We start from the raw sequence: 16,222 nt of genomic DNA on the forward strand, positions 1-16,222 counted from the left end.
AGTCGTTGGAAGTGGGTTTGATGCAGCGATTGAGAATTCAAAAGGTGCCAGGAAGTACATGTGAATGAGTGCAGACGGGTGAACTTCCAAGCCGGCACCTCAGCATCTAATTCAAATAAATCAGCGACTTAAGTCGCCACCTGTCATTGGCTCTGTGACAGATTTCGCGTTCATGTCCGCGCCCCAGCCCCAGCGGCGATGGAGAGATTGGTGAATCAGGGGTGTCTTCCGTGTCGGGATCGATCTTCGAGCGAATCGGGCTGTTCGGCGTTGGCGTGTGCGAGGCTTTGCTGCTCGCGTCGCTGGTGATCGCAACCGGCAATGCCGCGGCCCAGAACGCGACCAATCGGGCCAACGTAAGACCCCCGACCGGCGTGACCAATACCGGCGCCGGCTGCACCGCCGCCGGCGGCGTGTTCGACAGCGGCACCGGCACCTGCACGGCGACCGACGACGATCCGATCTTCCGCATCAACCTCAGCAAGACCGCGGGCAGCGCGACCGGCCCGGCGGCCGACGGCAGCTACTCGGTCGGCTATACGGTCGCCGTCGCCAACGCGACCGCGGCGGCCGGCAGCTACGGGCCGATCACCGACACCCCGTCGTTCCCCGCCAATCTGCAGGTGATCAGCGCGAGCTGGACCTGTTCCGGCGGCTGCACCGGCGGCAGCGCCACCGGCGCGGGGCCGTACCAACTCGCCGCCGCCGGTACCGCCATCGCTGCGAACGCCACCCATACCTATTCGCTGACCGTCAAATTCCAGTACACCGACAGCACGCCCGCGCTGGCGTGCTCGGGCAACACGCCGGGTCGTGGCTTGTACAACAAGGCGGATCTGCCCGCCGGAGCGGAGAGCGACACCAGCGACAACGCCGCCTGCGCGCCGCCTCCGTCGCCGCCTGCTGCGTCGCTGGAGTTGACCAAGACGGCTGGGGCGGTCGTCGATACCGACACGCCGGCGAACGGCGCGGGCGATGTTGGCGATACGATCACCTACACGTTCGCGGTTAAGAACACCGGCAACGTGGCGCTGACCAACGTCAACGTGACCGATCCGCTGCTGCCGAGCTTGACGTGCACGGCGGTCGCGACGCTGGCGCCCGGCGCGAGCCAGACGCTGAGTTGCAGTGCCGGCAACGTCTACGTGCTGACGCAGACCGATGTAGATAACGGCAAGGTCGATAACACCGCGACCGGCCGAGGCACGACGCCGAGCGGCGGCACCGTGACCGACGACGACAGCAAGACGGTGACCATCACCGCGGCTCCGTCGTTGGAGCTGACCAAGACGGCTGGGGCGGTCGTCGATGCCGATACTCCGGCGAACGGCGCGGGCGATGTCGGTGACACGATCACGTATAGCTTTGCGGTCAAGAACACCGGCAATGTGGCGTTGACGAACGTCAACGTGACCGACCCGCTGTTGCCGAGCCTGGCTTGTACGGCGATCGCGACGTTGGCCCCGGGTGCGAGTCAGACGCTGACCTGCAGTGCCGGCAACGTCTACGTGCTGACGCAGACCGATGTAGATAACGGCAAGGTCGAAAACACCGCGACGGGCAAGGGCACGACGCCGAGCGGTGGCACCGTGTCGGACGACGACAGCAAGACGGTGGCGATCACCGCGGCCCCGTCGTTGGAACTGACCAAGACCGCTGGCGCGATTGTTGATACCGACACTCCGGCCAATGGCGCCGGCGACGTCGGCGACACGATCACCTACACGTTCGCGGTAAAGAACACCGGCAATGTGGCGTTGACGAATGTCAATGTGACCGACCCGCTGCTGCCGAGTCTGGCGTGCACGGCGATCGCGACATTGGCGCCGGGCGCGAGCCAGATCTTGGTCTGCACGGCCGGCAACGTCTACGTGCTGACGCAGACCGATGTAGATAACGGCAAGGTCGACAACACCGCGACGGGCAAGGGTACGACGCCGAGCGGTGGCACCGTGTCGGACGACGACAGCAAGACGGTGGCGATCACCGCGGCCCCGTCGTTGGAACTGACCAAGACCGCTGGCGCGATTGTTGATACCGACACTCCGGCCAATGGCGCCGGCGACGTCGGCGACACGATCACCTACACGTTCGCGGTAAAGAACACCGGCAATGTGGCGTTGACGAATGTCAATGTGACCGACCCGCTGCTGCCGAGCTTGGCGTGCACGGCGATCACGACGCTGGCGCCGGGCGCGAGCCAGACGCTGAGTTGCACGGCGGGCAACGTCTACGTGCTGACACAGACCGATGTAGATAACGGAAAGGTCGACAACACCGCGACCGGTAAGGGCACCTCGCCTAGCGGTACCCCGGTCACCGACGACGACAGCAAGACGGTGACGATCGCCGCGGCTCCGTCGCTGGAGCTGGCCAAGACCGCTGGGGCGATTGTCGATACCGACACTCCGGCGAACGGTGCGGGCGACGTTGGCGACACGATCACTTACACATTCGCGGTGAAGAACAGCGGCAACGTGGCGTTGACGAATGTAAACGTGACCGACCCGCTGCTGCCGAGCTTGGCGTGCACGGCGATCGCGACGTTGGCGCCCGGTGCGAGCCAGACGCTGACCTGCAGTGCCGGCAACGTCTATACGCTGACGCAGACCGACGTGGACGCCGGAAAGATCGACAACACCGCGACCGGCAAGGGCACCACGCCTAGCGGTACTCCGGTCACCGACGACGACAGCAAGACGGTAACGATCACCGCGGCCCCGTCGTTGGAAATGACCAAGACCGCTGGGTCGATTGTCGATACCGACACTCCGACAAACGGCGCGGGCGACATCGGCGATACGATCACTTACTCGTTCGCGGTGAAGAACACCGGTAACGTTGCGTTGACCAATGTCAATGTGACCGACCCGCTGCTGCCGAGTCTGGCGTGCACGGCGATCGCGACGTTGGCGCCGGGCGCGAGCCAGACCTTGGTCTGCACGGCCGGTAACGTCTACGTGCTGACGCAGACCGACGTGGACGCCGGAAAGGTCGACAACACCGCGACCGGCAAGGGCACCACGCCTAGCGGTACGCCGGTCACCGACGACGACAGCAAGACGGTCACTATCGCCGCGGCTCCGTCGTTGGAACTGACCAAGACCGCTGGTTCGATTGTCGATACCGACACTCCGGCGAACGGCGCGGGCGACGTTGGCGACACGATCACGTATAGCTTTGCGGTCAAGAACACCGGCAATGTGGCGTTGACGAATGTCAACGTGACCGACCCGCTGCTGCCGAGCTTGACGTGCACGGCGATCACGACGCTGGCGCCGGGTGCGAGCCAGACGCTGATCTGCACGGCGGGCAATGTCTACACGCTGACCCAAGCCGATGTGGACGCTGGCAAGGTCGATAACACCGCGACCGGCCGAGGCACCACGCCGAGCGGTACCCCGGTGACCGACGACGACAGCAAGACGGTGACGATCACCGCGGATCCGTCGCTGGAGCTGACCAAGATCGCTGGCGCGATCGTCGACACCGACACTCCGGCGAACGGCGCGGGCGATGTCGGCGATACCATCACCTATACGTTCGCGGTGAAGAACATCGGCAACGTGGCGTTGACGAATGTCAACGTGACCGACCCGCTGCTGCCGAGCTTGGCGTGCACGGCTATCGCGACGTTGGCGCCCGGCGCGAGCCAAACGCTAACTTGCAGTGCCGGCAACGTCTATACGCTGACGCAGGCCGACGTGGACAGCGGCAAAGTCGATAACACCGCGACCGGCCGTGGCACCACGCCGAGCGGTACGCCGGTGACCGACGACGACAGCAAGACGGTGACGATCACCGCGGTCCCGTCGCTGGAGCTGACCAAGACCGCCGGCGCCATCGTCGACACCGACACGCCCGCCAACGGCGCGGGCGACATCGGCGACACGATCACCTACACATTCGCGGTGAAGAACACCGGTAATGTTGCGCTGACGAATGTCAATGTGACTGACCCGCTGCTGCCGAGCCTGGCGTGCACGGAAATCGCGACGTTGGCCCCGGGCGCGAGTCAGACACTGACTTGCACGGCGGGCAACGTCTACACGCTGACGCAGGCCGACGTGGACGCCGGCAAAGTCGACAACACCGCGACCGGTAAGGGCGCCACGCCGAGCGGTACCCCGGTGAGCGACGACGACAGCAAGACGGTGACGATCACCTCGGCCCCGTCGCTGGAACTGACCAAGACCGCCGGCACCATCGTCGATACCGATACTCCGGCCAATGGCGCCGGCGACGTCGGCGATACGATCACGTATAGCTTTGCGGTCAAGAACACCGGCAATGTGGCGTTGACGAATGTCAACGTGACCGACCCGCTGTTGCCGAGCCTAGCTTGTACGGCGATCGCGACGTTGGCGCCCGGCGCGAGCCAGACGCTGACTTGCAGTGCCGGCAACGTCTATACGCTGACGCAGGCCGACGTGGACAACGGCAAGGTCGACAACACCGCGACCGGTAAGGGCACCACGCCGAGCGGTACCCCGGTCACCGACGACGACAGCAAGACGGTGACCATCACCGCGGCCCCGTCGCTGGAGCTGACCAAGACCGCTGGCGCGATCGTCGACACCGACACTCCGGCCAATGGTGCCGGCGACGTTGGCGACACAATCTCGTATAGCTTTGCGGTCAAGAACACCGGCAATGTAGCGTTGACCAACGTCAACGTGACCGATCCGCTGCTGCCGAGCCTGACGTGCGCGGCGGTCGCGACGCTGGCACCGGGCGCGACCCAGACGCTGACCTGCAGTGCCGGCAACGTCTATGCGCTGACCCAGACCGATGTGGACGCTGGCAAGGTCGACAACACTGCGACCGGGAAGGGCACGACGCCGAGCGGTGGTACCGTGTCGGACGACGACAGCAAGACGGTGACCATCACCGCGGCTCCGTCGTTGGAGCTGACCAAGACCGCTGGCGCGATTGTTGATACCGACACTCCGGCCAATGGCGCCGGCGACGTCGGCGACACGATCACCTACACGTTCGCGGTAAAGAACACCGGCAATGTGGCGTTGACGAATGTCAATGTGACCGACCCGCTGCTGCCGAGCTTGGCGTGCACGGCGATCACGACGCTGGCGCCGGGCGCGAGCCAGACGCTGGTCTGCAGCGCCGGCAACGTCTATACGCTGACCCAGACCGATGTGGACGCTGGCAAGGTCGACAACACTGCGACCGGCAAGGGCACGACACCGGGCGGCACCCCGGTGACCGACGACGATAGCAAGACGGTCACCATCGCCGCGGCTCCGTCGTTGGAACTGACCAAGACTGCTGGCGCGATCGTCGATACCGACACTCCGGCTAATGGTGCCGGCGACGTCGGCGACACGATCACCTACACGTTCGCGGTAAAGAACACCGGCAATGTGGCGTTGACGAATGTCAATGTGACCGACCCGCTGCTGCCGAGCCTGGCGTGTACGCCAGTCGCGACGCTGGCGCCGGGCGCGAGCCAGACGCTGAGTTGCACGGCGGGCAACGTCTACACGCTGACCCAGGCCGACGTGAACAACGGCAAGGTCGACAACACCGCGACCGGCAAGGGCACCACGCCGAGCGGTACTCCGGTCACCGACGACGACAGCAAGACAGTGACAATCTCGGCTGCGCCGAACCTGGCGCTGAAGAAGGAACGCACCGGCCTGGCCGACACCGACAACAGCGGCGGCCTGAGCCTGGGCGACACCTTGACCTATACGGTCACGGCCACCAACACGGGCAACACGACCCTGACCAACGTGGTCGTCCGCGACGACAAGATCGCGCCGGCGACGACGACCTGCGCCAGCCTGGCGCCGGGCGGCACTTGCGTGCTGACGGGTGCGTACGTGGTCGTGCAGACCGACGTGGACGCCGGCAAGGTGCTCAACAACGCCTTGGTCACCGACCCGACGGTGTGCCCGACCGGATCGACCGATCCGAAGTGCAAGACCAGCCATGAAGATCCGATTACGGCGGCTCCATCGCTGGAGCTGACCAAGACCGCTGGCGCGATCGTCGACACCGACACTCCGGCGAACGGCGTGGGCGACGTTGGCGACACGATCACGTATAGCTTTGCGATCAAGAACGCCGGCAACGTGGCGTTGACGAATGTCAACGTGACCGACCCGCTGCTGCCGAGCCTGGCGTGTACGGCGGTCGCGACGCTGGCGCCGGGTGCGACCCAGACGCTGACCTGTACGGCAGGCAACGTCTACACGCTGACCCAGGCCGACGTGGACTCCGGCAAGGTCGACAACACCGCGACCGGCAAGGGCACCACGCCTAGCGGTACGCCGGTCACCGACGACGACAGCAAGACGGTCACTATCGCCGCGGCTCCGTCGTTGGAACTGACCAAGACCGCTGGTTCGATTGTCGATACCGACACTCCGGCGAACGGCGCGGGCGACGTTGGCGACACGATCACCTATAGCTTTGCGGTGAAGAACACCGGCAATGTGGCGTTGACGAATGTCAACGTGACCGACCCGCTGCTGCCGAGTCTGGCGTGCACGGCGGTCGCGACGCTGGCCCCGGGTGCGACCCAGACCCTGGTCTGCAGTGCCGGCAACGTCTACACGCTGACCCAGGCCGATGTGGATGCCGGCAAGGTCGACAACACCGCGACCGGTAAGGGCACCACGCCGAGCGGTACGCCGGTCACCGACGACGACAGCAAGACGGTCGCCATCGCCGCGGCTCCGTCGTTGGAACTGACCAAGACCGCTGGGGCGATTGTCGATACAGACACTCCGGCCAATGGTGCCGGCGACGCTGGCGACACGATCACGTATAGCTTCGCGGTCAAGAACACCGGCAATGTGGCGTTGACCAACGTCAACGTGACCGACCCGCTGCTGCCGAGCCTGGCGTGCACGGCGATCACGACGTTGGCGCCGGGCGCGAGCCAGACGCTGACCTGCACGGCGGGCAACGTCTACACGCTGACCCAAGCCGACGTGAACAACGGCAAGGTCGACAACACCGCGACGGGCAAGGGCACGACGCCGAGCGGTACCCCGGTGAGCGACGACGACAGCAAGACAGTGACGATCGCGGCCACACCGAACCTGGCGCTGAAGAAGGAACGCACCGGCCTGACCGACACCGACAACAGCGGCGGTTTGAGCCTGGGCGATACCTTGACCTATACGGTCACGGCCACCAACACGGGCAACACGACCTTGACCAATGTGGTCGTCCGCGACGACAAGATCGCGCCGGCGACGACGACCTGCGCCAGCCTGGCGCCGGGCGGCACTTGCGTGCTGACGGGTACGTACGTGGTCGTGCAGGCCGACGTCGACGCCGGCAAGGTGCTCAACAATGCCTTGGTCACCGACCCGACGGTGTGTCCGACCGGCTCGACCGATCCGAAGTGCAAGACCAGCCATGAAGAGCCGATTACGGCGGTTCCATCGCTGGAACTGACCAAGACCGCTGGGGCGATTGTCGATACCGACACTCCCTCCAACGGCGCGGGCGACATCGGCGACACGATCACGTATAGCTTTGCGGTCAAGAACACCGGCAACGTGGCGTTGACGAATGTCAACGTGACCGACCCGCTGCTGCCGAGCTTGGCGTGCACAGCGATCACGACGCTGGCACCGGGCGCGAGCCAGACGCTGATCTGCAGTGCCGGCAACGTCTACGTGCTGACGCAGGCCGATGTGGACAGCGGCAAGGTCGATAACACCGCGACAAGCAAGGGCACGACGCCGAGCGGCGGCACCGTGTCCGACGACGATAGCAAGACGGTGACGATCACCTCGGCCCCGTCGTTGGAGCTGACCAAGACCGCCGGCACCATCGTCGATACCGACACTCCGGCCAATGGCGCTGGCGATGTCGGCGACACGATCACCTATAGCTTTGCGGTGAAGAACACCGGCAACGTGGCGTTGACGAATGTCAACGTGACCGATCCGCTGCTGCCGAGCCTGACGTGCACAGCGGTCGCGACGCTGGCGCCGGGTGCGAATCAGACGCTGACCTGCAGTGCCGGCAACGTCTATACGCTGACGCAGACCGACGTGGACGCCGGCAAGGTCGACAACACCGCGACCGGTAAGGGCACCACGCCGAGCGGTACGCCGGTTACCGACGACGACAGCAAGACGGTCACCATCGCCGCGGCTCCGTCGTTGGAACTGACCAAGACCGCTGGGTCGATTGTCGATACCGACACTCCCGCCAACGGTGCCGGCGACGTCGGCTACACGATCACTTACACATTCGCGGTGAAGAACACCGGCAATGTGGCGTTGACGAACGTCAACGTGACTGACCCGCTGCTGCCTAGCCTGGCGTGTACGGCGATCGCGACGTTGGCCCCGGGTGCGAGTCAGACGCTGACCTGCAGTGCCGGCAACGTCTACGTGCTGACGCAGACCGATGTAGATAACGGCAAGGTCGACAACACCGCGACGGGCAAGGGCACGACGCCGAGCGGTGGCACCGTGTCGGACGACGACAGCAAGACGGTGACCATCACCGCGGCTCCGTCGTTGGAGCTGACCAAGACCGCTGGCGCGATTGTTGATACCGACACTCCGGCCAATGGCGCCGGCGACGTCGGCGACACGATCACCTACACGTTCGCGGTAAAGAACACCGGCAATGTGGCGTTGACGAATGTCAATGTGACCGACCCGCTGCTGCCGAGCTTGGCGTGCACGGCGATCACGACGCTGGCGCCGGGCGCGAGCCAGACGCTGGTCTGCAGTGCCGGCAACGTCTACGTGCTGACGCAGACCGATGTAGATAACGGAAAGGTCGATAACACTGCGACCGGCAAGGGTACGACGCCGAGCGGTACGCCGGTCACCGACGATGACAGCAAGACTGTGATGATCACCTCGGCCCCGTCGTTGGAGCTGACCAAGACCGCCGGCACCATCGTCGATACCGACACCCCGGCGAACGGCGCGGGCGATGTCGGCGACACGATCACTTACACATTCGCGGTGAAGAACACCGGCAACGTTGCGTTGACGAATGTCAACGTGACCGACCCGCTGCTGCCGAGCCTGGCGTGTACGGCGGTCGCGACGCTGGCGCCCGGCGTGAGCCAGGCGCTGACTTGCAGTGCCGGCAACGTCTACACGCTGACCCAGGCCGACGTGAACAATGGCAAGGTCGACAACACCGCGACCGGCAAGGGCACCACGCCGAGCGGCACGCCGGTCACCGACGACGACAGCAAGACAGTGACGATCGCGGCCACACCGAACCTGGCGCTGAAGAAGGAACGCACCGGCCTGACCGACACCGACAACAGCGGCGGCCTGAGCCTGGGCGACACCTTGACCTATACGGTCACGGCCACCAACACAGGCAACACGACCCTGACCAACGTGGTCGTCCGCGACGACAAGATCGCACCGGCGACGACAACCTGCGCCAGCCTGGCGCCGGGCGGCACTTGCGTGCTGACGGGTACGTACGTGGTCGTGCAGGCCGACGTCGACGCCGGCAAGGTGCTCAACAACGCCTTGGTCACCGACCCGACGGTGTGCCCGACCGGCTCGACCGATCCGAAGTGCAAGACCAGCCACGAGGAGCCGATCGCGCGCACGGCCGACCTGACGTCCGTCAAGTCCGTGACCGCCAACGCCGATGAGGACGGCAGCCATGGCGTGACCGTCGGCGACACTCTGACGTACTCCATCATCGTGACCAACATCGGCACCGTGCCGCTGACCCATGTGGTGGTCAGCGACAACAAGATCACGCCGAGCACCACCACCTGCGCCACCGTCGCGCCGAGCCAGAACTGCGTGCTGACCGGCACGTACAAGGTCGCCTTGGCCGATGCCAACGCCGGCATCGTGCGCAACGCCGCGACCGTGACGGCGGAAACGCCGCCGGGCGTGCCGTCGCCGTGCGCGGCGGGCGCGACCGATCCCAAGTGCACTCCCAAGCACGACGAGCCGGTGGTCCAGGCGCCGGGTCTGAAGTCGGCGAAGACGATGGACCGCAACGCCGACGAAGACGGCGATGGCCGGGTCAGCGTCGGCGACACCTTGACGTACTCGATCACCGCGACCAACACCGGCAACACGACCCTGATCGATGTGGTGGTGACCGACAGCAAGATCGCGCCGAACACGATCGCCTGCGCCAGCGTGGCGCCGGGCGGCACCTGCGTGCTGACCGGTACCTACAAGGTGGTGCAGGCCGATGTGGACGCCGCCGCCGTGGTCAATACCGCGACGGTGACCACCACCACGGCCAACGTGTGTCCGGCCGGTTCCACCGATGCGGCGTGCAAGCCGACCGTCACCGTGCCGATCCAGGCGCGTCCGGCCGTGGACATCCGCAAGGTCGCGACCCTGAGCGTCGACAACGGCACCCCGGGCGTGGGCAACGTCGGCGACGTCGTCAGCTACGCCGTGCGCATCACCAACACGGGCAACATCAGCTTGAACGAGATGGCCACCCGCGACGTGTTGCAGAACTACGCGCCGACCCAGCTCAAGTGCGGCGCCGCGACGCTCGCGCCGGGCGCGGCCGTCGACTGCGAGGTCTACACCCACACCATCACCCGCGACGAAGCCCGCGCCGCCGGCACGCTGGACAACGTCGTCACGGTGACCGCGAAGTACGGCAGCGTCGGCGGTGGCGGCCAGACCACCGGCACCGCGACCGCGACCAGCACCGCGATCATGCGGGTCGAGCCCGATCCGAGCACCGATCTGGTGGTCAGCAAGGAAGCGCGCCCGCAACGGGTCAAGATCGGCGATCTGGTGCGTTACACCGTGACCATCAAGAACGTCGGCGACACCGATGCGATCGACGCGGTGCTGACCGATACTCCGCCGGCCGGCTTCAGCCTGGTCGACGGCAGCCTGCAGGTCGCCGACCGCGACGGCCAGGGCCGGCTCATCGGCACCTACCCGGTCGGCGTGGACGGCATCGACGTCCAGGCCGGCCAGTCGGCCACAGTGGTCTACCTGCTGCGCGTCGGCGCCGCGGTGCGGCCCGGCAGCCACGTCAACAGCGCCTACGCCGAAGACGGCGGCAAGCGTTCCAACGTCGCCACCGCGTCGGTGGAACTGGCGTCCGATCCGATGCTGGACGATTCGCTGCTGATCGGCACCGTGTTCGACGACCGCGACGAAGACCGCTGGCAGGATCCGGCCAGCCTGACCGATCTGCGCGTGCAGGGCGGCTTCGCGCCGGGCGCTTACATCGCCCACTCGACCACGGTCGACCGCGGCGACGGCGCCAAACCCGAGCCGGACGCGAGTTCGCCGATGCTGCACGGCATCGACCTGGGCAAGCTCGCCGGCCGCCAGTCGGACGCCGATCCGGTCGCCGCGCATACGGTCACGATCAGCCAGTTGCTGCGCGAGCCGAGCTTCACCGACGACTTCGCGCTGACCAACGAGCAGGGCGTCACCGTGCGCATGGACGCGGCCGGCAACACCCGGGTGGAACGCAGCGGCGATGCCGCCAAGGGCCTCACCGGCGCCGACCCGAAGGTCGAACGCCGCGTTGCGAAGGCCGAGGGCGGCTATCGCGTCGACTACATCGTGAGCAATCGCGGCGTCGACGAACGCGGCGTCCCCGGCGTGCGCGTGGCGTCGGTGGAAGGCCTGCTGGTCGAAACCGACCAGTTCGGCCGCTACCACCTGGAAGGCGTGGCCGGCGGTCCGTGGGAGCGCGGCCGCAACTTCATCCTCAAAGTCGATCCGGCGACCTTGCCGCCGGGCAGCAAACTCACCACCGACAACCCGCTGGTGCGTCGACTGACCCCGGGCGTTCCGGTGCGCTTCGACTTCGGCGTCAAGCTGCCGCCGGGCGAGATCCCCGGGCCGAAGCAGGACGTGGAGATGCGCATCGGCGAGGTGTTCTTCGATGCCGGCAGCGCCGAGGTCAAGCCCGCTTACCTGCCGGCGGTCGAGACCATGGCCGCCAAGGTGCGCGAGTACGGCGGCGGCGAAGTGGTCATCACCGCCGACGGCGAAAGCCAGGCGCTGGCGATGGATCGCGCCCTGGCCGTGCGCAAGGCGCTGGAGTCGAAACTGACGCCGGATCTGCTGAAAGCCCTGCAGATAAGCGTGCGCACCGACGCCCGCGATCCGGACACGATGGTGGTGGGTTTCGCCGAATGGCCCAAGCTCGGCGAAGTCCTGTTCGACACCGACCGGTCCACGATCAAGCCGCAGTACCTGCCGCTGATGGCGAAGATCGCCGCTGCGCTCGACGAGCTCAGAGGCTATCGCGTGACCATCGTCGGCCACACCGACAAGCGCGCTTCGGACGCCTACAACGTCGCGCTCGGCATGCGCCGCGCCCAGGCGGTGTATGAGGCGATCCTCGCCCATGCCAGCCCGGAGGTGCGCAAGACCTTGCGCGTGGATACAAGCAACGACCCGGACGCCCCCGCCGGCGAGAAAGAGCAATCAGGGGCGACACGATGAAAATCAAACTGCTGGACTACACCCTGATCGGCATCCTGGCCGGACTGTCGTCGGCCGCCGGCGCGCAGCAAAAGCCTGCGGCGGCCGCCGTCGCGCCGGCGGCGCGGCAGCAGCCGGGGACCCCGGCCGCCGCGCCGCCTTCCGGCGCCGGCGCATCCGCATCCGAACCCGCGTTGCAGTGCGGCGACGACGGCTGCGAAAGCGAACAGGGCGTGCTGTTCGAACTGCGCACCCGCGGCAAGCGCCAACCCGAGACCGTCGGCACCACCGAGCGCTCGTCGTCGGAAACCTTGCAGCCCGACCGGCGCGTGACCATCGAGGCCGAAGTGCCCCGTTCGGAATGGCGCGACAAGGCCCAGCCCGGCCGCGCCGTCGCGGTCGGCAAGTGGTCGCTGCAACTGCCCGGCGGCGGCGTGGTGTGGGCGACCGAGGATCCCAACCTCGGCCAGCCGCACATGGCGGTGTCGGCGCCGACGCTGCTCGGGTTCGACAACGGCCGCGTCGTCAAGCCGGTGCGTTTTTACGCGTACAACAACTATTCGGCGTTCATCCGGCGCAGCGAAGTGCTGCTGTACCGCGCGACCGACGCCGACCTGGTGACGCCGATCGCCCGGATCGAGTTGCCCAACGCCGCCGTCGCCGAAGCGCAATGGAACGGCGAGCTCGATCCCCAGCTGCATCTGCGCTCCGGCGACGAACTGGTCTACATCGTTCGCGCCTACGGCGAGGACGGCAGCTACGACGAGACCTATCCCAACCGCCTGCAACTGGTCACCCCGAGCGAAGCCGAGAAGGGCTCGCGGCTGCTGCGCGAGCAGGTGCAGAAGTCGCAAGGCGCAACGTTCAGCGTCGAAGAAGCCGAACAGCGCAGCCAGGTCGACCGCGTGTTCGGGCAGGACAGCCTGCGTCAGCAGAACATCGCCATCTACGGCTCGCGCATCCGCATCCAGGGGCGCAACATCCCCGAGCGCGAATCGATCAAGATCAACGGTCAGGCGCACCCGATCGACCTGGAGCGCAAGTTCGTCGCCGAATACCTGGTGCCGGTCGGCCGGCACCGCTTCGACGTCGAGGTCGCCGGCGGCCAGGGCGGGGCGCTGCACCAGACGCTCGATGTCGACGTCAGCGGCCGCTACCTGTTCGCGGTCGGCCTGGCCGACGTCACCGCTTACAAGGGCAGCACCCGCGGTTCGATCGAGACCGTCGCCAACGACAAGCGCCTGGCCGACGACAGCCTGGTCGTGGACGGGCGGCTGGCGTTCTATCTGAAGGGCAAGTACCGCGGCAAATACCTCGTCACCGCGCAGGCCGACACCCAGGAGCGCGAAGTCTCCGAACTGTTCAACGGCTTCTGGGACGCCGACCCGCAGGACGTGTTCCGGCGCCTGGATCCGGACCAGTACTACCCGGTCTACGGCGACGATTCCACGACCTATCGCGACGTCGACACGATGGGCCGGCTGTACCTGCGCGTGGACTGGGACAAGAACCAGGCGCTGTGGGGCAACTTCAACACCGGCCTGACCGGTACCGAGTACGCCCAGTACAACCGTTCGCTGTACGGCGGCGCGATGAACTGGCGCAGCCGCCGCAGCACCGCGCTCGGCGAGCCGGGCAGCGAACTGCGCGTGTTCGGTTCGCAGGCGCAGACCGCGCCGGGCCATACCGAACTGCTCGGCACCAACGGCAGCCTGTACTACCTCAAGCACGGCGACCTGCTGCCGGGTTCGGACCGGCTCGCGGTGGAAGTGCGCGACCGCACCACCGGCCGGGTGCAGAGCCGGGCCGAATTGGTGCGCGGCGCGGACTACGAGATCGACGAACTGCAGGGCCGTGTGTTGCTGACCCGGCGCCTGGACCAGATCACCCGCCAGAACGTGCCGAGCCTGACCCGCGACACGCCGCTGGACGGTTTCGACCAAGTGCTGCTGGCCGACTACGAGTACGTGCCGACCGGTTTCGATCCGGACGACACCACCCTGGGTTTCCGCGGCAAGCACTGGTTCGGCGAGCATCTGGCCGTCGGCGGCACCTGGGTCGACGAGAACCGCTCCGGCGAGGACTATTCGCTCAAGGGCGCCGACGTCACCTTGCAGGCCGGTCGCGGCACCTTCCTCAAGCTCGAGAGCAGCCGCACCCAGGCCACCAGCGCGCCGATCTTCTATTCCGACAACGGCGGCCTGAGCTTTTCCGAGCTGAACTCCGGGCTGAAGGACCGCAGCGGCCGCGCGCGTTCGGCGGAAGCGCGGGTCAACTTCAAGGAACTCGGCTGGACCCAGGGCGAATGGACCGCCGGCGCGTGGTGGCGCAAGGTCGACCCGGGCTATTCGATCGCCCGCTACGACACCAGCGAGGCGGTGGAGGAGCGCGGCGCCGAGGTCTACGGCGAATTGACGCCGGCGCTGCGCGTATTCGCCCGCTACAGCGTGGCCGAACGCGGCCGGCAGTCGCTGACCCAGGCCCAGGCCTCGGCCGAATGGCGCCTCAACGACGAAACCACGCTCAGCGCCGAAGTGCGCCGAGTGCAGGAAGACCGCGCCAACGGCCTCGACGCCAGCGGCCTGCTCGGCGCGGTGCAGTACAAGCAGCGCTTCGGCAGCCAGCTGGAGCTGTTCGGCACCGTGCAGAAGACCCTCGACGACGACGGCGGCCGCTATGCCGACAACGATTCGGTCACCGTCGGCGGCAAGTACCAGTTCGGCGAACTGTCCAGCGTCGGCGCGGAACTGACCCACGGCAACCGCGGCAACGCGGCCAAGCTCGACGCCGAGTACCGGCTGACGCCGGATCATTCGATCTACGGCGCCTACACCTATTCCACCGACACCAGCGACTACGACCCGCTGTTCGACGACCGCCTGCGCACCGGCTGGACCCTCGGCCAGCGCTGGCGCCTGTCGAACCAGGTCAACCTGTTCAACGAGAGCGTGTTCCTCAAGGCGCCGAACGAATCGGGGCTGGGCCACACCTTCGGCATGGACTTCTATCCCGGCGAGGGCTGGAACCTGGGCTTCGCCCTGACCAAGTCCACGCTCGAACGCGAGAGCGAACTCGGCAACGTGCAGCGCCGCGGCGCCAGCCTCACCGGCGGACGCAGCTCGCTCGACACCCAGTGGCAGAGCAAGCTGGAGTGGCGGCGCGACAGCGGCGCCGAGCGGCGCGAGCAATGGACCAGCACCAACCGCTTCCTGCACAAGTTCGACGACAGCTTCCGCATCGCCGGGCGGTTCAACTACTCGCAGACCAAGGACAAGCTCAACGCCCAGGCCGGCGCCAAGTTCGTCGAGGGCAACCTCGGCTTCGCCTGGCGGCCTTACGACAGCACGCGCTGGGCGTTGCTGGGCAAGTACACCTACCTCTACGACCTGTCCTCGCTGGGCCAGGTCGGGCCGAACATCGCCAGCTACGACCAGCGCACCCAGGTGCTGTCGTTCGAGGGCGTGTACAACCCGAACCAGCGCTGGGAGTTCGCCGGCAAGCTGGCGCGGCGCCAGGGCGAGGTGCGGTTCGGGCGGATGCAGGGCAAGTGGGAGGATTCGGCGACCAGCTTCGCCGCGGTGCAGGCGCGCTACCGCGTGCACGATGTCTGGCACGGCATGGCCGAATACCGCTGGCTCGACGTGCGCAACGGCGGCACCCGCACCGGCCTGACGGTCGGCGTTGATCGCGATCTGGGCAAGAACTTCCGCGTCGGCGTGGGCTACAACTTCACCGACTTCAGCGACGACCTGACCGACTTCGATTACGACCATCGCGGCTGGTTCCTCAATATGGTCGGCAGTTACTGAGTC

2 protein-coding genes are annotated in these 16,222 nt (G+C 66.6%); both read left to right on the forward strand.

All coding sequences use genetic code 11. The features are described from left to right. The first annotated feature begins 230 nt into the window (after positions 1-230). Positions 231-12,431, forward strand: a complete 12,201-nt coding sequence (locus JHW38_RS19795; RefSeq protein ID WP_207523032.1) for a DUF7507 domain-containing protein — start codon at positions 231-233, stop codon at positions 12,429-12,431. After that, positions 12,428-16,219, forward strand: coding sequence for a hypothetical protein (locus tag JHW38_RS19800; protein ID WP_207523033.1), 3,792 nt, complete (start codon positions 12,428-12,430; stop codon positions 16,217-16,219). The genes JHW38_RS19795 and JHW38_RS19800 overlap by 4 nt, the downstream gene beginning before the upstream one ends. Positions 16,220-16,222: the final 3 nt, after the last annotated feature.

It is taken from the genome of Lysobacter enzymogenes (assembly GCF_017355525.1).
Taxonomy (GTDB): Bacteria; Pseudomonadota; Gammaproteobacteria; order Xanthomonadales; family Xanthomonadaceae; genus Lysobacter; species Lysobacter enzymogenes_C.

What these genes read in the sequence shown, in the direction of transcription:
- JHW38_RS19800 (WP_207523033.1), top strand. Translation starts at nt 12,428, where the DNA reads ATGAAAATCAAACTGCTGGACTACACCCTGATCGGCATCCTGGCCGGA.